We start from the raw sequence: 25,938 nt of genomic DNA, 5'->3' as shown, positions 1-25,938 counted from the left end.
AAGCGTAACACGAAAAGGCTTCATTAATGTTTGCCCAACCGTGATAAACTGAGCGAAAACTAATGGTCTTTTAAAAAGGTGATCAAATGTGCTCAAAAGCCGCCAGGGCACCGGGGTTTCGCATGGTATCCGGGCTGGCAACCCGGTCGGCCTGCTGCCCCATCAGGATCTTCTTCACCGGCGTTTCCATCTTCTTCCCGCTGATGGTATACGGCACCTCAGTGATCTGGTAGATGCTGTCAGGTACGTGCCGGGGACTATACTGCGTCTTCAGCGTTTGCCGGATGCGGGTAATGAGTTCATCGGTCAGCGTATACCCCTCGCGCAGGACCACAAAGAGCGGCATGCGGTAGTTGCCATCGGGCAATTCGATACCCACCACTAAGCTATCGGCAATATCGGGAAGACTTTCTACCGCTGAATAAATCTCGGCGGTACCAATGCGTACGCCGTCGCGGTTCAGGGTAGCATCTGACCGCCCGTAGATGATGACGCTGCCCCGATCAGTGATCTTGATCCAGTCGCCATGCCGCCAGGTGTCGGGGTCGTTCTCGAAATAACTGCTTCGGTAGCGGTCGTTGCTGGGGTCGTTCCAGAAGTAGATGGGCATCGACGGCATTGGCTCCAGAATCATCATTTCACCCAGCACCTCGCGCACCGGTTCGCCCTCCTCGTCATAGGCCTCCACTTTGCAGCCCAGCAGGCGGCACTGGATTTCGCCCGCTACTACCGGAGCCAGCGGATTACCACCCACAAAACCGCTGCAAATGTCGGTGCCGCCGCTGAACGAAATCAGCCAGACGTCGGCCCGCACCGATTCATAAACCCAGCGAAACCCTTCGGGGGGCAACGGCGAGCCGGTGGCACCAATGGTCCGCAACGACCGCAGGCCGGCAATCTTGACGGGCGTGAGGCCCGCGCGCATGCAGGCCATGAAATAGGCCGCGCCACCGCCAAAATGGGTGATCTGAGCCTGTTCGATAAGCTGCCAGAGCCGGTTCATGTCGGGGTATGCCGGTGAGCCTTCGTACAACACCAGCGTGGCCCCCACCAGCAGCGAGGCGACCGAGAAGTTCCACATCATCCAGCCGGTGGTCGAATACCAGAAATACCGCTCGCCGGGCCGTACATCCTGGTGCAGGGCCAGCACTTTCAAATGCTCGATCAGGCAACCGCCCACGCTATGCGTAATGGCTTTGGGCTTGCCCGTTGTGCCCGACGAAAACAGCACCCACATGGGATGATTGAACGGAACGGGTGTAAAGGTCAGTTCGGTAAAAGGTGTTTGCTGCACCTCGTCCCAGGCTATAACACCGCCGGGCGTTGGTGAACCCGGGTTCAGGAAAGGCACCCAGATAATCTGTTGCACTGTAAGCAGGCCCTGGCGTAACGTACCCAGATCGCTTGTTTTGCTGATCGGCTTGCCATTGTAGGTGTAGCCGTCGGTCATCAGGAGAACCTTTGGTTCAATCTGCCGGAAACGATCAAGCACACTGGCCGTGCCGAAATCGGGCGAACAGCTCGACCACACGGCACCCAGCGACTGCGTAGCCAGAAAGCCCACAACGGCTTCAGGTACGTTGGGCAGCAACGCAACCACCCGATCGCCGATACCGACGCCCTGATTACGCAAAAACTGCGCCAGTGCGCCAACCTGATAGGATAACTCGGACCAGGACAGGCCACGAAGCCGATTTTTTTCGGATGCAAACAGCAGGGCCGGGTACTGGCTGTTGGCATTGCGAAAGATATGTTCGGCGTAATTGACGGTGGCACCGGTAAACCAGCGCGTGCCGATCATTCCGTGGCGGGGCCTCTCAATAACGTTCTGATACGGTGTGTGAAACTGCACCTCAAAATAAGCGGCAACAGCTTCCCAGAAATCATCTAGATTCGTCACCGACCAGTTCCACAGGTCATCGTAGTGGCGCAGGTACAGGCCGTGCTTGACGAAAAGATGGTCGATGAAATGCTTAAGTCTGGACTGGTGCTGGAATCGGGCATTGGGCGTCCAGATAGGCCCATTAGGGGAGTCGGTGGGTTGGAGCATGGGCAAAAAAGAACGGGCTTCGACGTTCCATAGAAGGTAACGCCGAAGCCCGTTCGGTTCGCGTATGCTTTTTTTTATTTGGCTTCTTTCACCTCTTTGGGCTCATCGGCCAGCAGCCCTTTCCGGCGGAGCAGCAGATCCATGAATCGCTGATCGCTTTCGCTGGTAAAAATGGAGTAAGGCAGATACAGGAACTGAGCCCGACCCATTTGTTTGGCCAGGTATTTCATAAAGAAATTCATGGTGGGCGAATTAGCTCCGTCGAGGCCATTGCCTAACTGAAGTACGTAAGCGTTTTTATCCTTGACCGCCGCCTTGATCATATCCCATTTGAGCATACCGCCTTCTTTGGCATTCAGCTTCATCATGATATGCCGACTGTCGATCTCGTAGACGTACTTCTCAAACATAGGCTTGAACTGCTCTGACTGGGAAACGCCGGTGAACTGAACGGCCCAGAACAGCACGTAAATGATCGTCAGCAGAATCACGACGATGTATATCCAGTAGTTGGGATAGGCTCCCGTAAGGTTCAGGATGGCATTTATCAGAATTAGAGCCAGCGGTATGCCGCTCCAGAGCCAGTTATCACGTACCCACTGCCGAATAGCTAAGTTGATGTACGTTTTTTGATCTAACGCGTATTTCTTGGTTTTAATGGTCATTGCGAACTTCCAGAAAGAAAGCGCAAAGATAGGGGGAGGAAATCAGAAAAGTTGGAATAGTCATTGGTCGCGTTGCCAGATTGGCCATTCCCAAGCGAAGCAACCAATGACTACTGACCAATTATTCATTCACCTGAATCGAATGGATCCGGTATTGGCCGGGTGTTGCCTGCCGCATCAATACGTTGATATGAAACGACCGGGAGCCAGACCAGTAGGTACCGGTGGCATAGCGAAGGTGCGGCGTGCTGCCCTGCTCGTCGGTCCTGAACCGCAGCGGTGGGTATTTTCTGAAGAACGAGCGCATGATAAGCTCCGCCTGACCGGCCTGCACCGAGGCAAAGTCGACGCCCACCGGGTCTATGCGTAGTTCCAGATCTTTGTCGAAGTAAGAAGCAAGCTGATGGGCTTCTCCCGACTGAATCGAGACGCCAATAGCCTGAGTAGGATCTGCAGTGGGCGTGAAACACGACAGTGTAGCCCAAAGGATTCCAATAAGCAAACCGATCGATTTTGCTTTTAAAAACATGATAATGCGATTCATTATACTACGGTTGTGTCTGGATGGGTAATTACCTGTTGGCGAAAACTGTGCCAAATAAGCCGTACCAAACCCTGATAATTTCCGCATTTTTGTAGCGAAATTTTCGCCCGCTTTGGCCGGGTCTTTGCTAATGAATCCCGTACAAATTTTATCGGCCGACCAGATCCGCCAGAAAATTCGCCGCATCGCCAGTCAATTATACGAGACCAATTTCGACGAGGCCGCCCTGGTACTGGCCGGCGTGGCCGGTGAAGGGTATGAACTGGCTCGACGCATTGCCGACGAACTGCGGCAGATTGCCCCTTTTTCGGTCACCCTTGTTCAGATCGAGCTCGACAAAACGCAGAAGGCCCAGCCCAACATTCAATTACCCGGCGGATCAGGTACGTACACCGACCGCGTGGTGGTGCTGATCGACGACGTGCTGTATTCGGGCCGGACGCTGGCGTTCAGTCTCCAGCCGTTTCTGTCGGTGCCCGTTCGGAAGATACAGGTGGCTGTGCTGGTGAACCGCAATCACCCGCGCTTCCCCATTGCCGCCGACTTCATCGGCCTGGAACTGGCCACTACCCTCAACGAACACGTAGACGTTATTCTGAGCGATTCGGCTCGTGAGGGTGTTTATCTACAGTAGCCAGCCATGCCTATTTCATTCAAGAAAATCGGTTGGGTACTCTGCCTTTACTGGAGTATCGCCGGGCCAGCTTTTGGCCAGGGTTTTCAATTAGACACCACGATCTACGTACCCAGGGAGGCTGGGTTGCACACCGTTTCGGGCATCGAGTTCATTTCCCCGGCTGGGGTCTGGCAACTGGTTGGCGACCGGGGCGAACAGTGGCGCACGCCCGACCTGAACCGTTACGAACTGGCCATACGCGGGGCCAACACGGGCCTGCAACTGGAAGCGTTGCGCTACGACGCGGCCAGTCATACGTATTTCGGTACGGTCGAGGGGAACAACGCATCGGGCGGCTACGCTTTCTTCTGCCGCGATTCGCTACCGCGAGTGGGTGGAGTAAGCCACATTACCGAGTTTGACCGGGTAACGCCCCTTCCCTTCGACAATAAAGGAATTGAAGGACTGGCACTGGGTGCCGATTCGACGGTTTGGCTGGCTCCCGAAGCAGGCTGGGCACCCGCCGATAGCAGTCAGGCGACCGTTTTGTTTTACCGCTACCACTGGTCAGGTACGTCGTTGAGCACTAAAAAAGCATTCGCTTACCCGCGCGACCGGATGCCGCAACTGACTACGTCGGAGCGGTACGGCGGCATTTCGGAGATTGTGTGGTCGGGCAAAAACCGGCTGCTGGTGCTGGAGCGTTTCTACGACAGCAAGCGTGATACGTCCTACGCCAATTTGTATGAGGTATCTTTTTCTGAAGCCAGTCCGACGGTGGCACCAACGAAAACGCTTGTGTTCAACATGAACACGATGCTCAGGGGCAATCGGATCGATAACCTCGAAGGCATGGCCTGGGTGCCTACCCAAACGGGCCGCCAGGTACTCGTCATTATTTCAGACGACAACGGCGGTCAATGTCCCCGGCCCAATGGCAAGAAATGCCAGCAGACCCAGCTTATTTATTTGAGCCGTAATTAACGCTTACGCTGTCATTTGTAGTCATTAGCTGCGCGTCATTCGTGGTCATTCGTCGAGTAAACTATAAATGACCACCTAATGACGCACAGCTAATGACTACAAATGACAGCGTAGCATCGTCATATCTCCTCCAGCAGGGTGCGGAAGGATACATACCGGTTGGCATACCGGTCAGCCACCTGTTGTTGCAGGGCGGGTTGATGCAGACTCTGGTAGGTAACAAAATCTTCCATGGTCTGAAACCAGTACTGGAAGGTGTAGGTAGCACCGCCGTTTTCGATCTCGGTCAGTAGTTTCAGCGCGTTATTCTGCATGGTAAGGCCGGTAGCCACCACGGCAGGTACGTGTTCATCTTTCATCCAACGCAGCCACTCGCGCTCGATCTGCTGGTCGATGTTATACGTAATGTTGTAAAGAATCATTGAATCTTGGGCAGTTGGGGCCTTAATCGGTCGTTTGTCCGTTTCTTTGCACCCACATTAAGTTGATAAACCTACACTATGTATACCGGATTAGTTCATGCCCACTCGGGCCTTCGCTGGGTCGCTCTAGTGCTGCTTTTGGCGGCTGTTTTCGTATCGGTTAGCCGTTGGATGGGGAATAAATCATTCACCGACGGAAATCGTAAATTGTATCTGTTTACGCTGATTTCCGTACACACGCAACTGGTACTGGGCTTGATTTTATACGTCATCAGCCCCAGGGTTAATTTTAGTGGTATGGGCGATCGGGTTATCCGGTTCTATACGGTTGAGCACATCACCATTATGTTGCTGGCAATCATCGCCATTACCGTTGGCTACTCACGCTCGAAGCGCGCCACCGGCGATACGCAGAAGCACCGTCTGGTCGGTATCTTCTACGGTGTCGGTCTCATTCTGATTCTGGCGGGTATTCCGTGGGCCTTCCGCAACCTCGGAGCCAGCAACTTTTGATAATGAACAATTAACAGTTATCAATGATCAATTATCAATTATCAGCGTTGCTCAGGTACGTTTACTACTAGAAAGCCTAATTGATAACTGATAACTGATATAAGGTCGATCGATGAGAAAGGGGGTACAAAGTAGGTGGTTGAGGCTGTTGCTCTTTGGAGTAGCTATAATTGGTATAGCCCTGGGGTGTAAAGTCGAGCAGTTTCCTCCTGAGCTTTGGAGTGTCAGCCCGAATCGGTTCGATATAGGTCGGCAGGTCGAGTTAAAGGGCGCACAGTTTGGCGACAACCCGATTGTCACCTTCGGGCAGGCCGAGACGGCTGTTCAGGCAACGGTCAAGTCGAATTCATATGGTGTTCTGGTGGTCGAAGTTCCCCGGGTAGCTACTGGTCCCACGCAGGTTCAGGTGGCCAATAGCCAGGGCATGACCCCACCGCTTGGCTTCACCGTCATTCAGCCGGAGCCGCTGCTCAACGTTGATAATGCCGTTTTACCCACCAACGCTGCACCGGGGTCTACTATCCGTATCAGTGGAAACAACCTCGATCGGCTTCAGAGCATCCGGTTCGATACCACGCGGGTAACCTCGTTTACGGTTGTTTCTCCTTCCGAAGTTCTCGCTATCATTTCACCATTGCAGCCGCGTGGCTTTGCTAAACTGACGATCGTCACGGAGGGTGGAACCACGAAACCGTTTACCTATCTGGTGGCTGGCACGCCGGAAATTACCGGGTTTTCGCCCAAACGGGTTCGCGCCGGGCAGGAAATCATTGTGCAGGGCCGCTATTTTCTGGATGGCAACCTACTCATCAACCGCGCCACGCCCGACCCGGCCACAACCCGCGTTACGGATACCGAAATCAGAGCCATTGTCCCGGCCGATGCGAGCAGTGGGCGGCTCAGCGTGACAGTTTTTGATAGGCTGACTGGCCTCAGCGCCGACAGCATCTATATAGCTGGAACACCTGCTATAACCGGCAACCCAAGCCCAACTGAAGGTATTACCGGCGATAAAGTACTCTTGACGGGCCTGAATTTAAAAGACATAACCAGTGTCTCGTTTGGTCCTACAGCCGCCCAGTTTCGTATCCTGAGCGATACGCAGATTGAAGCCATCGTACCAGCCCGCAGCCAGGCTGGTGATGTTACCATCAGTATAACTGGTTTAGGCGGGTCGGCCAGTGCCACACAGCCATTCCTGTTTATACTCCCCCCATCCAATCTGGTGTTCACACCGCTACGGCGTGGCGTAAATAAACTGGTAGTGGTCACCGGTCAAAATTTGCTGCGCATTCAGCAGGTCACGCTGAACGGCAAGCCCATGACCATCAACGCACGGACAGAAGGCTCTGAAGTTCAGTTCTTTGTACCAGCAGATGCCACTACCGGACCCATCGCCGCCACTAACCGGGCAGGCACCGCCACGTCTGTTCGCTCGCTAACCGTCGTGCAAACTCCTGTTGTGACAGATTACCCGCGTCGCTGGCCTGCCGGCAGCCGAATGGTTATTAAGGGCAACTGGCTCCGCGACGCCGTAGTTCAGTTTACAGGCTCGGTCAACCCCGCCACCAACGACGGCCGTAACGACGACACTGAACTATGGATACGGGTTCCCGATGATGCGCAGCCCGGTCAGTTCCGCCTCACCACCGATTCTCCCACGGCGTTTACCTCCGATCTGTTCACCCCCATCCGACCTGTATCGGGCGTTGTGTTTACGCCAGCGAAAGGGCGCGTTGGTGACGAAATTACAGTGACGGGAAATTTTCTTGAAGACGTTACCGATGTTCGGTTTGGCGGTGGTGCTTCGTTACCAGCCTCGTTCCAGCGGCTGGGTAATGGACAGATGAAAGTGATTATTCCGGCCAATGCCGTCGATGGAACGCTTTGCTTTACCAACCCGGCGGGCTTTGCCTGCACTACGGCCCTTTTCGATGTGCAGCGGGTAGTGGCTGGCGTAGCATTCACCCCAAAAACGGGCAAAGTAGGCACTGACGTTACGTTCACAGGCCAGAATCTGGCCGATGTGGTAGAAGTCCGGTTTGGGGGCGGTTTATCAACGGCCGCTCGTTTCCGCATCGTTGGCAACACCCTGATCGCCACCGTACCTGATAATGCCACCAGTGGCACTGTCTGCCTCACCACAGACTCTGGCACCGTCTGCACCGCCGATAGCTTTATGGTAATTAAATAGCTAAAGATCAGCGCGATTCATACTGGTCAATGGCGTCACGCAGGTACGTCACCAGCTTTTGCTGAAGTGAAAGCGGTGAAATAACGCGCACTTTCGGTCCCAATCTGGCCAGTTCGTAGATCAGCTCGTCGTTAATAATGATCGTCAGACGTACCTGTAACTCGTCGGGCGTATCCAGCAACATATCCGTTGGCGCGTGGGGAAAGAATGGCTGCGCTTTGAACTGATGGTTTTCGGGTGCCCGGAGCAGCAGCACTATTTCTTCGGGCGGCTGGCTATAAATGGCTACACCCAGTGCCTGACGGAAGTACATGGCAGTATCGAATGGCGGCGCTTGTGCTACCAGCAGATGCTCCTGATCCAATACCACGACAGAGTCGACCTCGATACGATCCAGGCCAAATACCCGAACTTCCTGCCTGTACTCATCAAAGCCAACAACGTACCAGCGGTTGCGATGCTCCTTTACAACGTAGGGGAAGATAACCCGTTGCCGGGCTTGTGCGTCCGTGTATTTACGATGGCGAAACTGTACAGGCCGACCGTGCAGGCAAGCTTCCAGCATCGGCTCGATCAACTCGCTACCCCGCCCCGCTGGTGCCGATTCAAACGCAATAAGTGACCGGGCATTGGTTGCCTGACCCAGCCGAAAACGAACCGCCTGCCCAATTTTATCCACCGCCCCCCGAAAGTCAGCGAAGACCGACAGTTCCCGAAACTGGTTGAGCGTAGCCACGGCCGCCTGCAACGCCACCATATCCTGGTCGGTAAGCGTGATAGAGGCGGCCAGATCAAACGGTTTCGTGTAGTAATAGCCTTTGGCTTTCCGGTTGTAGGCAATCGGGGCGGCGTGGCAATCTTTCAGATAGGCGATATCCTGCTTAATGGCCGACTCCGACACCTGACATAGTCGGGCCAGCTCCTGAGTCGAAGCGGGGCGCCCTCCCCATCGGTTAAGTCGGGCATTGATACGCTGCAACCGATCTTCCCGATTTTTTATAACTGGCATAGCATCCGGTTACTAAATGGTGTAAATTTTCCGCAATAAAGTAAGTCTCGGACACAAAACGTGTACGGAAAAGAAGACACTTTTGTAACAACGATAAATTAATGATCGCCCCTCTTCATGCAGTTTACTCTTCGTCTGCTTGCCGCTGAACCTTCAACCCGGATTCCGTTCAACTACCAATACCTGCTAACGGGCTGGCTCTACCGCGTGCTGGCCGATGCGGATACGGCCTATACCGAATTTTTACACGGCCAAGGCTATCAGGCGGGCCGTAAAACGTTCCGGCTCTTTACGTTCTCTGACTTCAGGATGCACGGCTATGAGGTACGTCCCCGCGAAGGCTGTTTTGTGCTTACCTCGCCCATCGTTGATTGGACAATCAGTTTTTACGTTGAAAAAGCCGCCGAAGTGTTTATCATCGGCCTGTTTCAGGATCAGCAACTGACGCTGATGAACCGCCACCTCCGCGCCGACTTCACCGTGGAGCGCGTAGAAACCCTACCGTTGCCTCCGCTGACGAACGTGCTGACGGTACGGACCCTATCGCCCATTGTCATAGCCGAAAAAGATGAAACGGGAATGGACCAGTACCTGCATCCATACGACGACGCCTTCGGCCCGCTCCTACTGATTAACCTAATCGACAAGTATCGGAGCATCCAAACCGGGACGAATAACGGGGACAACGTACCTGAGTTGGGTGATTTTTCATACAAGCCCCTTACCAAAGCGAGTCTAATCCGATCAAGGCTGGTGACGATCAAGGAAGGCAGCCCGCAGGAGACCAAGCTACGCGGCTGGTACAACGTCGACTTCGAGTTACGCGGCCCCACCGAGGTATTGGAAGTAGCGTTACTGGCTGGTGTAGGTAGATATAACGCGGAAGGATTTGGGTGTGTGGGGGTAAGTGGCTGATGGAGTTTTATTGGAAAACGTTTTCTATAACATGAGACAACTATTTCACGACCGGGTATATGCGGCTCTATTTCATAGTCTTCATCTTCCTGATAGCCTCTTCACGCGAAATAGGCTTAGCCACTTTACGCATGTCATCCCAGGTCATTTCATCAATTGTTTTTCCCGTGAGCTTATTGACCGCAGTAGTCTGCTTCGATGTCGTCTTCATTTGCTACCTCGACTTGGTGAACCGTTATCATATTATCCTGATAACTCAAAGCTACCAATAGAGGCCGGAAATTCAAGCGACTGAACCCTATGACCTTAAAGAAACACTCATCTGTCGGAAAGTTTTCGAGGTTTGCCCATCGTGAGCGGGGGTTAACACAAACATCCTTAATGTCTTGACTTAGAACGCCTTTATCTTTCAAATCTTTAAGATTCAAACGAAATAGATTAAAGTCTGGCTTGAAGTCCTCGTAATCGCTAAAATCAATGTCTTCCATTTATAACTCAAAGTTTGGGGTTTATAGAAGTAGAGCCTTAGCTGGGTACGATTACAAACTTTCTGTGCTTACTCTATTTCAAAACCGATGCTAAGGCTCTTTGGCAAAAATAGGGCAAGTTGACCTGTAAAAACCAAAAATAGGCCTAATATTTTTTAAGCAATCTTTCGATTGCTTACTCTTGATAAACCAACATAGATTGACCTACTTGCACCATGCTCAGAGAACTCACAACCTTCACTCAATCCCTTGATGCCGACTTGAAAGAGATTGGCGTTGAACCCCGCGAAGGGTTGCATGTAGTACTGTCGCTGGAAGAATTACCAGAAGGTGATTCCCGGATTGCTGAGCAGTTCGAGTATGCATTGTTCCGTAAGAAAAAGACGGAACTGTCGGGAATGCTTAAGCGATGTGCGGCTTGGGCACGGACGGCATGGATGGTAGATACCAACAAATGTCTGGATTTACCGGGCAAGAAGATACACTCGGCCTCGCCATTTTGTCTCGCTTATAAGTTCGGCTCGTTGGTAAGTGATACCCAACTTGACGTTTACTTCAATAAAGCTGGCAAACTACTTCAGGACGAAAATGGGAGCCGACATGCTCAGGCGTTTCGGCTGGCGCTGAACAGTTGGGACAAAATTCAGCAGCTACTGGCGCAAGTACCGGAGGTAAATCCACCCGAAGAGATAGATAAAGAATTAAAAAGTAGGGGGCTGAAAGAAGGGGAATACATCATTTTCTACCTTGATGTTCCACTGGAAGTATATCAATCGCCAAATGCGCTCTACCTGAAAGACCGGCTTTTCAACACAGGTGAGCACAATGCGTCTGTCGGCGAAGAGGTGTTTGGCACAAGTGATTTCTTCAACAGCTACCCTAACAAAAAGCCATTTATGACGCATCAGTCGGCTACGTTTAACATAGCCGGTCGAATCTCAGCCAGCGACGCGCTAAGACTGCACGAGTTTAAGGAATTGATGGGGCGAAACATTTTCCCACGCCCACTGCCCATCTTCATCTACAATGACGAACTGCAAAAACACTCGTTCAGCCTCTTTAAGGAAGAAGCGATAAAAGACCCCACACAACGCAAAACCCACGCCCAGATTATCACAGAGTTGTACGATCAGCATAAAGGCGACTTGGGGAATTATTACCTGCTCTACTATCAGCAAGGCCAGATTAAAGACTTTGATTTCGTCAGCAGGTTCGAGTATCACCTATCGGATGACCAGGAAAAGCCCTGGATTGTTACGGACTGGTTTGGCGGTAATTACGCACCTGTTTTCGATGACGTTTTCAAGTTTCAGAACAGTCTGTTGCCGGTCATATTCAATAATGCGCTGGTGGTTCGGACGAAAGCCAAAAAGGGTGAGCAAGGTGGGTTTCAACTTCGCTTCTTCGATGAGATAGACCCACAGTATTGTAAAACAGACAACACATATCTGCTTGTAATCAAATATAGGCAGGCATTCTATGACTTCATCTACAAGTCGAAGCGGCAGGCAGTAACACAGCCAATGTTTGAGGACATTCTGCTTACGAGCATCCTCGACGATTTGCGCCTTGACCGATATGAAAACCGTCAACACAGCGAAGATGTCAACATACGGCGTAAACTCAACGTCCTGTTCAGCCTTCACCCTCATTTTCAGCCCTATAAAACCAATCCCGTTTTTATGCCAAATCAATTAACCGAGTTGCGCCCGTTCATGACTCAATTAGCCACGGGTGAAACCAGTATCGACACCGATGAACAATTTGCGTTCGCGGCCGGACAGGTGATTTACTACATCCAGTCGAAGAGCAAGTCAGAAGACCGCAGTTATGCCCGATTGGAGCCGTTTCTGCAACAAACAGATATAAAGCAATTTCAGCAGGCCGTTGTCAAGCTGTTCGACCGCTATAAACACGAACCCTATTCGGCCCGATTCCGGGAGCCAATGGCCAACGTTATCAGCTACGCGCCCAAACAACCCCTCAAATCGCTGATGCCACTCATGCTGGCCGGTTTCTTCTCGAAAAACGTTCTGTTTGGTGAGAAGTCAGCTACTAGCGAAGAGCAACAACCCTCTGAAACAAACGAACAATAACCTTTCCCCTTTCTTACAAACACAACTATGGCTACTGCCTTTACAAATCGCGTTTTCGGATGCGTCGTGATTAAATCGGTCAACTCAAACTACAACGCCGACTTCACCCACCAACCGCGTACCCTGCCCGACGGTACAGTTTACGCCACAGATAAAGCGTTGAAATATACTGTGCGGAACTACCTCAAAAAGGCGTACCCAGACGAAAAAGTATTTTACTTCAAGACATTCAGCGCGGAGTTACAGCCCAAAACGCTGGATGAAAATTACGAGCAGTATTTCGGGGCATACGCCAAAGAGAAAGATGCCCAGCTTCGCCGTTCGGTAGCCAAAAACCTGTTTGAATGCATTGATGTGCGGCTGTTTGGCGGCACATATGCCGGAAAAACGAACCTTTCAATCCACGGGCCACTGCAAATTACGCACGGCATAAACCGATACGTGGAAGGCATTATTTACTCCGAGCAAATCATGTCGCCGTTTCGTAATCCCGGCGAAAAAAGTGCCGACTCTACCATGAGTACGTTGGGTACGCAGTCAAAACTTAGTGAAGGTCATTACGTACATGGTCTGTCGCTGAATCCGCACAATATCAGCGACCTGATCGAACTATCCGGTGGTCAGACACTGAACAGCGACGACATTACCAAAGTCAAGAAAGCCCTCACGCAGGGAGCGACACTCTACGACTCAGCCGCTAAATCGGGTACGGAAAACGAACTGATGCTATGGGTGCAACTAAAGCCCGGTTCTATGCTCGTGTTGCCCTCGTTCGTCGAACTGATTTCGGTAGATGTTGACCGGATTATTCATCTGGAAAAAGTTGCGGAGATTCTGGCACGCCCAGCAGTGAGTGAGCAAATCGAGAAAATCGAATTGTATTACGACTCAACGGCAACGAATATTTCGGGCGCACCTGCCAATGCTACCATTTTGGAACTAACCCAATGACCGATCAGATGACGCTCGATTTCACCGGAACAAGCAACGTACCTGTGCCGGAGAGAAAGCCTGAAAGCCTGCGGTTGATTTCGTTCGATTTGCGGGCTGACTTTGGTTTTTTTCGAAAGCCCGACGTGAATGACGGGCTGCAACTCTCTTATAATATGCTCCATAAACCGGCTTTACTGGGTGTTATGGGAGCTATTGCAGGCTTGAAAGGCTACGAAAAAAAGGGACAGTGGCCAGAATATTACAAGTTGCTAAAGTCGGTACCGGTGGGTATCGAACCGCTCTATCACGAACGGGGAAACTTCACTAAAACGGCCATTACCTACACCAACACCGTCGGTTACGCCAACGTCGACGGCACCCTAATTGTGCAGGAGAGTACGCTACGTTCACCAGCTTACCGGGTGTATGTGCTCTTAAACGAAGCCGACGAAGTTCAGGGCAGATTGCTTACTCGTATCCGAAACCAGGAAGCGGAGTTTGTACCATACCTGGGCAAGAACGAGTTCACTGCCTGGTGGGAGCGCACGACAGAATATACAATAGACCAATTTAGCACTAAAACAGATTTTACAATTTCGTCACTTTTTATAAGAGAATACCCGATAAGAAGACAACGACAGAAACCCCGCATTTCACCCTCAACAAGAACAATATCGAACCGATCTACATTCAGCTATTTTGAGCGATTACCTGTTGGCTTTGATGAGCGGTTGATGCAATACGAACTAGCTGAGTTTGCTTTTACAGACTGGACATTACAGGCTGGAACGCAGATTGATGATTTATATGAGGTCAGCGATTCAGAAGGTGCAAAGCGAATCATACAACTATTCTGAGCTATGCTGAACCTACTGACTCAGTTTGACCAGGCATTGCGGGTAGACACCTGTTTAACTGAGCACAAAAATTATCTGGCCCACCGGCCTGGTACCCAAATGGCTGGGTCGGTGGCAGATGAAACATTGGCAGAGCATATGGATGTGGTACTTCGGCTGGCCAAGCGGTTAAGTATCGAACATGGCCTTTCTCCACTGGTTGAACAATTGATTGACCACTTGGTATCGACCCGTCCAGAAGTTCACCAGCCTGTGTTGCGGGCGTATATTCTCGATCTGTTTATCGGAGCTACTGCGTTCCATGATTTTGGCAAAGTGAACGAGCACTTCCAGAAAGAACGGATGCAGAATAGTTTATTTCAAGCCACGTACCCACCGTTGCTACAACCTGCCCACGGCCACTCAGAACTGAGTGCTTACATTTTTGCAGTCTATCACCTGGAACGCATTGAGCAAACGTTGATAGACCTGCCAGAGGACGAGCGCGTTTGGCTTTCAGCAGTGGCATTGCTGTTCACAAACCCTATTTTCCTTCATCACAGCTCACGCTTTGAACCGCCACAACGTCGAATTGGTCGTAGTCAGGTCTTGAAACTGGCTGATAAGCTGGAAGCCTACTTAGCTCTTTATCAGTTCTCTTCGCCTGATGTCTCAACTTTCTACTTTAACGAGTGGCAAGCCATCTGGGATACGTTCATTGAAGACACTACCGATGCATTTTCTATTCTTGCTTTGCTTAGGCTCAACTTCTCACTGCTCACAGCCGCCGATTACTTAGCGACATCAGAGTATATGAATCAGTCGGGCATAAACGATTTTGGGGTGCTGACACATGAATTACGGACTAAACTGATCGACGCCGCCCGAAGTAGCAAATCCTACAATACCGACGCATTTCGGTTAGCCGATGACCCGGCATGGCAGCCGACCGTACCCATCGAACGCAATAACGAAACGCTGAACCTGCTGCGTTTAGAGATGGCCGTGCAAGCCATTCGGCAAGTGCGGCAATACCAAAATCAGCGGTTGTTTTACCTCGAAGCACCAACAGGGGGCGGTAAAACAAATATATCGGCGGTGGTAACGGCGGAATTGCTCCGGCTGGACCCATCGTTGAATAAGGTTTTTTATGTTTTTCCGTTCACAACGCTCATTACGCAGACTCATCAGGCACTCCGCGATACTTGGCAGTTAGATGATTCACAGATGGGTCTATTGCATTCGCGGGGCGGCTTTCAACAGCGTGAGGACGTACCTGCCGAGTTAGAAAGCAACTATGGCAAACAGTGGAAAAATCAGTTAGCCAATCTGTTCGCATTTTTCCCTGTCTGTCTGCTAACGCACATTCGATTCTTCGACATCCTGAAATCGAACGAAAAGGACAGCATTTACCTCATGCACCGGCTTGCTAACTCGGTAGTCGTGATTGATGAGTTGCAGTCTTACCCACCAAAACATTGGGATAAGATGCTGTTCTGGCTTGACCACTATAGCCGTGCGTTTAATATCCGGTTTGTGCTGATGTCGGCCACATTACCACGCATCGACGGGCTAACTATTGGGTTGACCAATCCCCCCAAATTTGAGAATCTGTTACCGGATGCCAAATGGTATTTCCAGAACCCTAACTTTAGCAATCGGGTACGGTTTCGCTTCGATTTGCTGGAAGGCGCCAATGGCAAAGCACGGACTATTGAGCCTATTGAACTGGGTAGAGCCGTTTTGGCCGAATCTCAGTCATACGCCAATGAACACGGCGGACGCGTGTTTACGATCATTGAGTTCATCTATAAAAAGTCGGCTACTGAATTTGCCAATCAGATTGGCCATGAGTTTTTTGATACGGTCTTTGTGCTGTCCGGTACAATACTGGAACCACGTCGGCGCGAAATTATCAATTTCCTAAAACGAGAGGGCAAGAAGGAGAACCCGCAAAAAGTGTTGCTCATCACGACACAGGTGGTTGAAGCCGGGGTGGACATTGATATGGACCTCGGTTTCAAAAACATCTCGCTCATCGACAGCGACGAACAGTTGGCGGGTCGGGTAAACCGTAATGTAACGAAGGATGTCTGTGACGTATTCCTGTTCAAGCTCAATGAGCCAGGCATCTTGTACAAGCACGACGACCGGTTTGATATTACCCGCGACAAACTGACCATAACTGACCACCGTGCTATTTTAGAAACCAAAGATTTTGGTCGCCTTTACAATCAGGTATTGGCCGGGCGTAATAATCTAAACCAGAAGGTTGGTATTGATAATTTTTCAACAAAATACCTGCCTAGTGTTCAGCAGCTTGATTACGAAGCGATTCACAAGGACTTCCAGTTGATCGAACAGCGCAACCTGTCTGTATTTGTGCCTTTGTCGTTGCCAATCAAAGTTGAGGGTGAACAGGAAGATAAATACGAGACCATTTTCTCAGAAGCCGAACTTGGCTTTCTGAACCATCATCAATGCTATTCTACCGGTAATAAAGAGGTGAATGGGGTAAGCGTTTGGACCTTGTATCGCCAGTTGAACGACATGAAAATGGGTATGACTGAATCGCAAGTGAGCAAAAAAATCATGCAGGGTATTCTGTCGAAGTTTACGTTTTCGATTTTCCATACTGATAAGTTAAAAAACGAACTACGGCCACGCTTTACGGGTCCGGCCGAAGATGGATTTGAAGATTATCTGTACTTGAAGCACTATGATGAAGTCTACGATTACAAGACTGGGCTTGATCAAAGCCGGTTTGAGTCTTCTGAAAACGCAATACTCTAAATCCAAGCACGTATGACCGTTACTGGCTCACTCATCGGAATGTACCACATCTGCCAACGTGAACTCTGGCTGCATGCCAACCATATCCGTATGGAACACAACTCGGAGCTGGTCAGCGAAGGAAAGCAATTACATGAATTTGCCTATCCTCAACGCGCTGAACGGTATCGCGAAATCCTATTGGATGGGTCGAAGATTGATTTTTATGACCCATATGACAAGGTCGTGCATGAGATCAAAAAGTCAGACAAGTTTGAGCCCGCCACGGTGGCACAGGTGCAGTTCTACCTGTATCTGCTGCGTAAAAATGGGATCGAGGGCGCTACAGGGCTGATCGAATACCCCAAGCTTCGGCAAACGCAGACGGTTACGCTGACAGAGGAGGACGTACCGGTGGTAGAAGGCTGGGTACGTGCCATTGAGCAGCTAACAGACAGTGAGCAATGTCCGCCCCGGCTGACGAAATCCAAATGCCGGTCGTGCAGCTACTTTGACTTTTGCTACACCGAGGAGGACTGAATTCGAGTCGAAAAACACAAGCCATCCCACGTTTATGAAACAGACCAAATACCTGATGAATCCGGGGCGCATGAGTCGGCAGGACAATACGCTAAAGTTTACGCCCGTAGATGAGAACGGCGTGGAAGGAACGCCGCGCTTTCTGCCCGTTGAGCAGGTGTCGGATCTGTACGTGTTTGGCAACCTCGACGCTAATAGTGCGCTCTACAATTTCCTGGGTCAGGAAGGCATTGCTGTCCACTTTTTCAACTACTACGAACACTACACCGGCTCGTTCATGCCCCGCGAATACCTGCTGGCGGGGAAAATGCAGGTAGAGCAGACAAAGCATTATATGGCGGCCAAAAAGCGGATGGTGGTGGCGCAGGCGTTTGTAGAAGGAGCCGCCTGTAATATTCTGCGGGTGCTGAAATACCACCACAGCCGCGACAATGCCAAAGACCTAGGCCAGGCCATTGCGACCATCGAAGGCCTATTGGCCAACGTACCTGCCACCACCGACGTACCTATGCTGATGGGCATTGAAGGTAATATTCGTCAGACCTACTACGATTGTTTCGACGCCATTGTGGGCGCTACCTTCACGATGGACGGACGAAGCAAACGACCACCGCAGAACGAACTGAACGCCCTGATCTCATTCGGCAATATGCTCTGTTACACGGCCTGCCTGGGTACGATCTACCACACCCAGTTGAACCCGACGATCAGTTTCCTGCACGAGCCGGGCGCAAGGCGGTACTCACTGGCACTCGACCTGGCCGAGGTATTCAAGCCAATTCTGGTTGACCGACTCATTTTTCGGATGATCAACAAACGGCAGTTGCAACCGTCGGACTTTCGGGTGGAGGTGGGCGGGTGCGTGATGAAGGAAGCCGCCCGTAAACGGTTTGTTCAGGGTTTCGACGAGTTGCTGAAAGAGACCATCAAGCACCGGTCGCTGGGGCGTAGCGTTAGTTACCGACACCTGGTCAAGCTGGAGTGTTATAAGTTGCAAAAGCATTTGCTGGGCATGGAAACCTACAAACCGTTTAAGGCCCTCTGGTAAGCGATGTATATTATTCTGGTGTATGATATGGGGCAGAAGCGGGTCGGCAAGATGCTGAAGCTCTGCCGCCGTTACCTCAACTGGATTCAGAATTCGGTCTTCGAGGGCGAATTAACCGAGGTGCAGCTAAAGGCGTTATTGCACGAGGCCAAGGCTCTGATGAACGACGAGGAAGACAGCCTTATTCTGTTTAAGAACCGCGACAAAAAGTGGCTCGACAAGCAGATTGTGGGCAAAGAGAAGCAGTCGACCGATGATTTTCTGTAGCACCGACCGACGACGTGTTGTCGTCGGTCGCGTCTTTTGTTCTTTGACAAGCTGTACTAACTGAAGCGCTCGGCTCATTCCTGGCCCTTAACCTGCTGTCAGTCAGAGTGTCGTCAATCGACGGGGGTTTTCGTACTATTGTTGACCGACGACAAAAAGCTTCTCTTCTGGGGCTTTCTAACCGCCACCAGGCCTTGGAAAGCCCCTTTTTACGCCCTAATTTAACGCCTTCTAATCGTACCTGAGTGGAATTGAAATGTTTTGGCCCTTTAAGCAGGCTAGAAGTTGGGTACCTTCTAATCGTACCTGAGTGGAATTGAAATAGAGACTTGCTTTAACTCCTAAACCAATATGGATTCCTTCTAATCGTACCTGAGTGGAATTGAAATGGGACTATGGTTATCAAGTTAGTTTCCATCCGTCTGCCTTCTAATCGTACCTGAGTGGAATTGAAATTCAAGAAAGGCGCTGATGGGTGGGCATCGGTCGATAACTTCTAATCGTACCTGAGTGGAATTGAAATAATAAGGTCCGCTGCGCTTTATTGCCCAGGTCCATTCTTCTAATCGTACCTGAGTGGAATTGAAATTAGTCATAAACTGGTCGATATCCCCCTGGAACACCTCCTTCTAATCGTACCTGAGTGGAATTGAAATGCCGTAGCCGAACGCGAACGCCATCAGGCCGAGAACTTCTAATCGTACCTGAGTGGAATTGAAATGGGAGTTTTACACAAGTAGCAACCATACCCGAATAACTTCTAATCGTACCTGAGTGGAATTGAAATAAACATGGGCGGCAAAGCCCCTAGTGAGTTAATCGACTTCTAATCGTACCTGAGTGGAATTGAAATATTCGGGTTCACGCAATCCATCACCACGGACGTGCTACTTCTAATCGTACCTGAGTGGAATTGAAATGCAGCTTTTGCCAGAACGCTTCGTGGCGCATGTCGCTTCTAATCGTACCTGAGTGGAATTGAAATAAGCCCATCCGTGCTACCGACTGCTTCACACCCAGCTTCTAATCGTACCTGAGTGGAATTGAAATATGTTCGAGACCTCTGCCCTTCGTAAAGCGCTGGCTTCTAATCGTACCTGAGTGGAATTGAAATCTGCCGCTTGTATTCCCGTTATAGACCGGTCGCCAGCTTCTAATCGTACCTGAGTGGAATTGAAATAAAACAGACCAGAAAGGGTAGTGTCTCAAGTCCAGATCTTCTAATCGTACCTGAGTGGAATTGAAATGATATTAGATTCTATGCTATACCGGTTCGCCCTCTCGCTTCTAATCGTACCTGAGTGGAATTGAAATTTGAGCGATGCCGCCGCGTTTGCGGCCTTTTTGGCCTTCTAATCGTACCTGAGTGGAATTGAAATGGTATTGTGCCAAAACTTACTGTCGATGGCAGCACCGCTTCTAATCGTACCTGAGTGGAATTGAAATGGGGTTAAATCTATGCAGCTATCTAGCGCCTCGTACACTTCTAATCGTACCTGAGTGGAATTGAAATAAGCACAGGGAGAAAGCTTTGTATCGACCGCCAAAAACTTCTAATCGTACCTGAGTGGAATTGAAATAGGAAGTAGAAAGCTTTGCCCAGCGTGTTGGTGTCCTTCTAATCGTACCTGAGTGGAATTGAAATTCCATCGAACCTCCTCTAAGGGCAATCCCGGCATATCCTTCTAATCGTACCTGAGTGGAATTGAAATATTCGTGGGAACAGGCAACCCTTGGCACACCAGCGCCTTCTAATCGTACCTGAGTGGAATTGAAATAAACCCAGCCCCCTCACATCGAAGGGGCTGACACCGCTTCTAATCGTACCTGAGTGGAATTGAAATGGATGAAAAGGCAGACTTAGACGCTTTTCTTGTACGCTTCTAATCGTACCTGAGTGGAATTGAAATGGGGTTAAATCTATGCAGCTATCTAGCGCCTCGTACACTTCTAATCGTACCTGAGTGGAATTGAAATCCGCACCCCGACTCTTGGTGTCGTTGTAGTCTAAACCTTCTAATCGTACCTGAGTGGAATTGAAATGGGTGAGCGAGAATACGAGATCCAAACTTGGTAATCTTCTAATCGTACCTGAGTGGAATTGAAATCCTTTGTGGTAAACCTGTCCATTCCCAGGGGTCAACTTCTAATCGTACCTGAGTGGAATTGAAATGGGTGAGCGAGAATACGAGATCCAAACTTGGTAACTTCTAATCGTACCTGAGTGGAATTGAAATTTGTTCAGTGCCGAAAAGGCTTCGTATACCTGCCGGCTTCTAATCGTACCTGAGTGGAATTGAAATTTGGTTGAGGTCTTCACGCTGTATCCAACCATGAACCTTCTAATCGTACCTGAGTGGAATTGAAATTGAGTGGAAGAGTGCGGTTTGGGCTTTGTGAACGGGCCTTCTAATCGTACCTGAGTGGAATTGAAATCTATGCGTATTGTGGGCTGTTGCAGGCGGAAGGGAACTTCTAATCGTACCTGAGTGGAATTGAAATGGATGTGTTCAACGATATGCGCGACAAGCAGTTGGCTTCTAATCGTACCTGAGTGGAATTGAAATTGCTTACAAACGGGTAGGCCGGTTTGTTGAGGCTACCTTCTAATCGTACCTGAGTGGAATTGAAATGCAGCTTGCCCACATCGAACGTTTTGGCCTCATCTTCCTTCTAATCGTACCTGAGTGGAATTGAAATAGGCTCATTGAGTGCTTGCGGGCTCTGAGCATGTACACTTCTAATCGTACCTGAGTGGAATTGAAATGTTGCAACGGGCCGCATTAGACCCTACCAGTGATCCCTTCTAATCGTACCTGAGTGGAATTGAAATAAAGGCCAATACCTGCTTAATTTCTTCCTGAAGAATCTTCTAATCGTACCTGAGTGGAATTGAAATGTATGAAAGTGGCAGTTCTGGTATTCCACCGCCGAGGCTTCTAATCGTACCTGAGTGGAATTGAAATGAGGCTACCAGGCGGGCCATGTACTGCTTGCCTTCTTCTAATCGTACCTGAGTGGAATTGAAATTTGAGCGATGCCGCCGCGTTTGCGGCCTTTTTGGCTCTTCTAATCGTACCTGAGTGGAATTGAAATGGGGTTGGTCGGGGGCGCGTGATAACGAGCCGCTCCGCTTCTAATCGTACCTGAGTGGAATTGAAATTCGGCAAGGGTTCGCAAAGGTGGAGGCGAACGCTACCCTTCTAATCGTACCTGAGTGGAATTGAAATGGAGGCCCAGCACAAAAACGGATATACCGAGAATAACTTCTAATCGTACCTGAGTGGAATTGAAATTGGGCCAATATTGCTTCAACGCTGACCACATTTCAACTTCTAATCGTACCTGAGTGGAATTGAAATAAGGCTTTTAAACTGAGAAAATCAGACGATTCAATGCTTCTAATCGTACCTGAGTGGAATTGAAATACGGAAACAAGATTGGGGTCGAGCAGCAAACCGAACTTCTAATCGTACCTGAGTGGAATTGAAATCGGGATTTCGACGGAAATCGTCGGGCAGAGGGGGTACCTTCTAATCGTACCTGAGTGGAATTGAAATAAGCCAATCAGCCCTCGGCTGACCAGCACCAGACGGGCCTTCTAATCGTACCTGAGTGGAATTGAAATCCCGATGCCCGGCTTTTGCCAGCCCAACGTTCAATCTTCTAATCGTACCTGAGTGGAATTGAAATGGGTATGCTCGGATTACGTGCCGGTACTCCAACATGATCTTCTAATCGTACCTGAGTGGAATTGAAATGTTAAAAAACCCTACACCGTTGACGTTCGATATGGTCTTCTAATCGTACCTGAGTGGAATTGAAATGCCAACTTGGTAATGCTGTCTGATACGTCACAACTGAACTTCTAATCGTACCTGAGTGGAATTGAAATGGTTTTTGCGGACAAAGACGAAATGCCACAAGCCGATTCTTCTAATCGTACCTGAGTGGAATTGAAATAGAAGAAAAAGAAGGGCAAGCGGTAGGCCGTAACGCCTTCTAATCGTACCTGAGTGGAATTGAAATGCAGTGGATAACAGACAACAAACTGACTAAGCTAGCTTCTAATCGTACCTGAGTGGAATTGAAATACTGGCCGGCGAGATTGAGCCGGATCGGGGTACTGATCTTCTAATCGTACCTGAGTGGAATTGAAATCGAAACTCAGTTGGCAAGGCAACTAACAATTCCGACACTTCTAATCGTACCTGAGTGGAATTGAAATACGAAGGCCGGGCTAAAGTGGGCCAGCGGGATGCCGCTTCTAATCGTACCTGAGTGGAATTGAAATCCAGTTCAGCCGGGCCTGCAACTACGGCATGGCACTCTTCTAATCGTACCTGAGTGGAATTGAAATGTGACGACTACGCCCGGTTTTTCGCCGCCTCGAAACTTCTAATCGTACCTGAGTGGAATTGAAATGTAGTGAGACAACAGAGCCTATTGCACGACACGAACTTCTAATCGTACCTGAGTGGAATTGAAATATGCTTTTTTTAAGTTGAACGTAGAGTAAAGCAACTACTTCTAATCGTACCTGAGTGGAATTGAAATTCCTACATGTCGACTGGTCTTGTCTTTTCGTGTTCCTTCTAATCGTACCTGAGTGGAATTGAAATAGCACAGAGTAAACCAAATCTTCGTTTCCGAGCGCATGGCTTCTAATCGTACCTGAGTGGAATTGAAATGTTCACTAACCTGCTGGGCCAGAAATTCACCTGGACGGCTTCTAATCGTACCTGAGTGGAATTGAAATGCGGCATGGTCGGGGCTGTTAAGCAGCACGCGCAGAAGCTTCTAATCGTACCTGAGTGGAATTGAAATAGCGTACAGATGTAGACACGCCGGGGAGCTTGGCACTTCTAATCGTACCTGAGTGGAATTGAAATTATCGTCGGGGTCTGGTGTTCCTTCTGGCAGCCCTCTTCTAATCGTACCTGAGTGGAATTGAAATACTGAGAATTGCCTGGCGGTATTGCAAAAGCTGTGTCACTTCTAATCGTACCTGAGTGGAATTGAAATACTGCAGTAGAGGCCCAAGTCAAGCAGGTACGTCGTCCTTCTAATCGTACCTGAGTGGAATTGAAATAGCTATAACAGGCAGATTAACGGCTTTCTGGTTGATCTTCTAATCGTACCTGAGTGGAATTGAAATCGTTTATCCATCGCAAACATTCTGAACGCTTTTACCTTCTAATCGTACCTGAGTGGAATTGAAATAACGGCGCAAGCCGAACGGGGCGAAAACAGAAACCACCTTCTAATCGTACCTGAGTGGAATTGAAATACGCAACAGCACCACAAACTGACGAAAAGGCAACGGAACTTCTAATCGTACCTGAGTGGAATTGAAATAAATTACGCCCGCCCTGTGTCAAGGGTTTCAGGACTACTTCTAATCGTACCTGAGTGGAATTGAAATTGGCGGGTTCAGTAGGACAAACCCCTATCACGGGTACTTCTAATCGTACCTGAGTGGAATTGAAATACTATGAGCTAACCGCCACCATTTGCGGTAAGAATCCTTCTAATCGTACCTGAGTGGAATTGAAATTCTACTGCATCGAGGTAAAAGGCGGCTTGCCGGTCTTCTAATCGTACCTGAGTGGAATTGAAATGTGGTGGTTTCTTCTATCGTCCTGCGGTAGCCAGGTAGCTTCTAATCGTACCTGAGTGGAATTGAAATTCATTCACGTTCTTATGTGTCACCCCAATTGCCCAACTTCTAATCGTACCTGAGTGGAATTGAAATTTACGTCAACGACCTTGCAGCCGGGAACGCCACCGCGCTTCTAATCGTACCTGAGTGGAATTGAAATATGGTGCCCAGCACCGCGAATGCTTCCAGGTGGGCACTTCTAATCGTACCTGAGTGGAATTGAAATAGCGGCACAACGGATGACGCAAACTACTGGCGGGCCTTCTAATCGTACCTGAGTGGAATTGAAATCGGTTTAACGGCTATCCCGCAACCATGAAACGCACAGTCTTCTAATCGTACCTGAGTGGAATTGAAATCTACGAAAGCCTCGATTGACGCATTGATGATGTCAACTTCTAATCGTACCTGAGTGGAATTGAAATAGGGGTACCAGTGTCGTTTGCGCCCAGACTTTCGCCCTTCTAATCGTACCTGAGTGGAATTGAAATTGGCTATTTAAGGACTTTCAGTCCGTTGAAGGTGCGGCTTCTAATCGTACCTGAGTGGAATTGAAATGACATTCGGCCGGCAACACACGCTAGTTGACCTCCGCCTTCTAATCGTACCTGAGTGGAATTGAAATGGGGTCAGCTTCTCAGGGCATAGGCGGGCCACTGGCCTTCTAATCGTACCTGAGTGGAATTGAAATAATGGTGGCGGTTAGCTCATAGTCGGCATCGTTCCCGCTTCTAATCGTACCTGAGTGGAATTGAAATACGAAACATTACCACCCATTGCGCCAGATATGGCCTTCTAATCGTACCTGAGTGGAATTGAAATTACGCTTTTGCCGGCATCGTCGGTGATCTGCATTACGGCTTCTAATCGTACCTGAGTGGAATTGAAATTGGTAGATAGAATTGACTACTGAGGCCTCTGTAGTTGCTTCTAATCGTACCTGAGTGGAATTGAAATTCGTTTTGGCGGTGATGCCTGAGGCGGGGCCGATCACTTCTAATCGTACCTGAGTGGAATTGAAATACTTAGATTTCAACTCTAACCCTGTGGCTGGGTCTTCTTCTAATCGTACCTGAGTGGAATTGAAATGAAAATAGAAACTTAAAGCGTTCGACGAGTCGCGCCAACTTCTAATCGTACCTGAGTGGAATTGAAATGGAGCAAAAGCCAGAATTTTCGACGAGTCGCGCCAACTTCTAATCGTACCTGAGTGGAATTGAAATATAACCGCAGCAAGAGCAAGAGCAGAGCAAGCTCGACTTCTAATCGTACCTGAGTGGAATTGAAATAAGTGTTTGATCTCGGCCAGTGCATCAGACTTGCCCCTTCTATGAGATGGTCCAGGTTTGGCGGACAGTCTAAGTGCTTAACTTAGTCGATCATG

18 protein-coding genes and 1 CRISPR repeat array are annotated in these 25,938 nt (G+C 49.7%); of the genes, 12 read left to right on the top strand and 6 right to left on the bottom strand.

The window, feature by feature from the left end; translation table 11 throughout:
• Positions 1-82: 82 nt before the first annotated feature.
• The 3 genes from ACFE8Q_RS27155 to ACFE8Q_RS27145 form a co-directional block, all read right to left on the bottom strand.
• Positions 83-2,050, bottom strand: a complete 1,968-nt coding sequence (locus ACFE8Q_RS27155; RefSeq protein ID WP_375448602.1) for an acetoacetate--CoA ligase — start codon at positions 2,048-2,050, stop codon at positions 83-85.
• Between the two features lie 74 nt (positions 2,051-2,124).
• On the bottom strand, positions 2,125-2,715 hold the full coding sequence (locus ACFE8Q_RS27150) for a YcxB family protein (protein WP_375448601.1): 591 nt from the start codon (positions 2,713-2,715) through the stop codon (positions 2,125-2,127).
• A gap of 121 nt (positions 2,716-2,836) precedes the next feature.
• Positions 2,837-3,259 carry a DUF4783 domain-containing protein gene (locus ACFE8Q_RS27145; RefSeq protein ID WP_375448600.1) on the bottom strand — a complete coding sequence of 141 codons (423 nt, stop codon included), beginning with the start codon at positions 3,257-3,259 and terminating at the stop codon, positions 2,837-2,839.
• A 130-nt stretch (positions 3,260-3,389) separates the two neighbouring features.
• Here ACFE8Q_RS27145 and ACFE8Q_RS27140 point away from each other — a divergent pair, with 130 nt between their 5' ends.
• Both ACFE8Q_RS27140 and ACFE8Q_RS27135 read left to right on the top strand, forming a co-directional pair.
• A complete protein-coding gene (locus tag ACFE8Q_RS27140) occupies positions 3,390-3,893 on the top strand; it encodes a phosphoribosyltransferase family protein (protein ID WP_375448599.1) in 504 nt (167 codons plus the stop codon).
• Between the two features lie 6 nt (positions 3,894-3,899).
• Entirely contained in the window at positions 3,900-4,859 is a 960-nt protein-coding gene (locus ACFE8Q_RS27135) for an esterase-like activity of phytase family protein (protein WP_375448598.1), read from the top strand.
• Positions 4,860-4,978: 119 nt separating this feature from the next.
• Here ACFE8Q_RS27135 and ACFE8Q_RS27130 read toward each other — a convergent pair whose 3' ends face one another.
• Complete coding sequence (locus ACFE8Q_RS27130; protein ID WP_207331480.1) at positions 4,979-5,281, bottom strand: DUF4286 family protein; 303 nt, start codon at positions 5,279-5,281, stop codon at positions 4,979-4,981.
• Between the two features lie 78 nt (positions 5,282-5,359).
• On the opposite strand from ACFE8Q_RS27130, the gene ACFE8Q_RS27125 reads away from it, so the two are divergent.
• Entirely contained in the window at positions 5,360-5,794 is a 435-nt protein-coding gene (locus ACFE8Q_RS27125) for a cytochrome B (RefSeq protein WP_375448597.1), read from the top strand.
• A 148-nt stretch (positions 5,795-5,942) separates the two neighbouring features.
• Positions 5,943-7,988 (top strand): IPT/TIG domain-containing protein, encoded by a 2,046-nt coding sequence (locus ACFE8Q_RS27120; RefSeq protein ID WP_375448596.1) that lies wholly within the window; start codon positions 5,943-5,945, stop codon positions 7,986-7,988.
• Positions 7,989-7,995: 7 nt separating this feature from the next.
• Here the strand turns inward: ACFE8Q_RS27120 and ACFE8Q_RS27115 are convergent, their stop codons facing one another.
• Positions 7,996-8,997, bottom strand: a complete 1,002-nt coding sequence (locus ACFE8Q_RS27115; RefSeq protein ID WP_375448595.1) for a helix-turn-helix transcriptional regulator — start codon at positions 8,995-8,997, stop codon at positions 7,996-7,998.
• Between the two features lie 117 nt (positions 8,998-9,114).
• On the opposite strand from ACFE8Q_RS27115, the gene cas6 reads away from it, so the two are divergent.
• Positions 9,115-9,912 carry a CRISPR-associated endoribonuclease Cas6 gene (gene cas6, locus ACFE8Q_RS27110; protein ID WP_375448594.1) on the top strand — a complete coding sequence of 266 codons (798 nt, stop codon included), beginning with the start codon at positions 9,115-9,117 and terminating at the stop codon, positions 9,910-9,912.
• 67 nt (positions 9,913-9,979) lie between these two features.
• Here cas6 and ACFE8Q_RS27105 read toward each other — a convergent pair whose 3' ends face one another.
• On the bottom strand, positions 9,980-10,123 hold the full coding sequence (locus ACFE8Q_RS27105) for a hypothetical protein (protein WP_375448593.1): 144 nt from the start codon (positions 10,121-10,123) through the stop codon (positions 9,980-9,982).
• A gap of 492 nt (positions 10,124-10,615) precedes the next feature.
• On the opposite strand from ACFE8Q_RS27105, the gene ACFE8Q_RS27100 reads away from it, so the two are divergent.
• Genes ACFE8Q_RS27100 through cas2 form a run of 7 tightly spaced genes read left to right on the top strand, consistent with a single transcriptional unit; the run spans position 10,616 to position 18,892 of the window.
• Positions 10,616-12,496 (top strand): hypothetical protein, encoded by a 1,881-nt coding sequence (locus tag ACFE8Q_RS27100; protein ID WP_375448592.1) that lies wholly within the window; start codon positions 10,616-10,618, stop codon positions 12,494-12,496.
• Positions 12,497-12,523: 27 nt separating this feature from the next.
• Positions 12,524-13,447 (top strand): type I CRISPR-associated protein Cas7, encoded by a 924-nt coding sequence (locus ACFE8Q_RS27095; RefSeq protein ID WP_375448591.1) that lies wholly within the window; start codon positions 12,524-12,526, stop codon positions 13,445-13,447.
• Complete coding sequence (gene cas5b, locus ACFE8Q_RS27090; RefSeq protein ID WP_375448590.1) at positions 13,444-14,286, top strand: type I-B CRISPR-associated protein Cas5b; 843 nt, start codon at positions 13,444-13,446, stop codon at positions 14,284-14,286. Before ACFE8Q_RS27095 ends, cas5b begins: the two co-directional genes overlap by 4 nt.
• Before the next feature lie 3 nt (positions 14,287-14,289).
• The gene (cas3, locus tag ACFE8Q_RS27085; protein WP_375448589.1) at positions 14,290-17,058 is read left to right on the top strand and encodes a CRISPR-associated helicase Cas3'; all 2,769 of its coding nucleotides are present in this window, start codon (positions 14,290-14,292) and stop codon (positions 17,056-17,058) included.
• Between the two features lie 12 nt (positions 17,059-17,070).
• Positions 17,071-17,577: a CRISPR-associated protein Cas4 gene (cas4, locus tag ACFE8Q_RS27080; RefSeq protein WP_375448588.1), complete on the top strand. Its 507-nt coding sequence runs from the start codon at positions 17,071-17,073 to the stop codon at positions 17,575-17,577.
• 34 nt (positions 17,578-17,611) lie between these two features.
• A complete protein-coding gene (gene cas1b / locus ACFE8Q_RS27075; protein WP_375448587.1) occupies positions 17,612-18,625 on the top strand; it encodes a type I-B CRISPR-associated endonuclease Cas1b in 1,014 nt (337 codons plus the stop codon).
• A 3-nt stretch (positions 18,626-18,628) separates the two neighbouring features.
• A complete protein-coding gene (cas2, locus tag ACFE8Q_RS27070; protein WP_375448586.1) occupies positions 18,629-18,892 on the top strand; it encodes a CRISPR-associated endonuclease Cas2 in 264 nt (87 codons plus the stop codon).
• 228 nt (positions 18,893-19,120) lie between these two features.
• A CRISPR array of direct repeats spans positions 19,121-25,843; the repeat unit is 30 nt; unit sequence CTTCTAATCGTACCTGAGTGGAATTGAAAT.
• Positions 25,844-25,938 lie beyond the last annotated feature (95 nt).

Origin of the sequence: uncultured Fibrella sp. (genome assembly GCF_964250085.1) — a bacterium.
Lineage (GTDB): Bacteria > Bacteroidota > Bacteroidia > Cytophagales > Spirosomataceae > Fibrella.
Note: the sequence above shows the minus strand (reverse complement) of the source record. Positions and strands in the feature narration are given on the sequence as shown.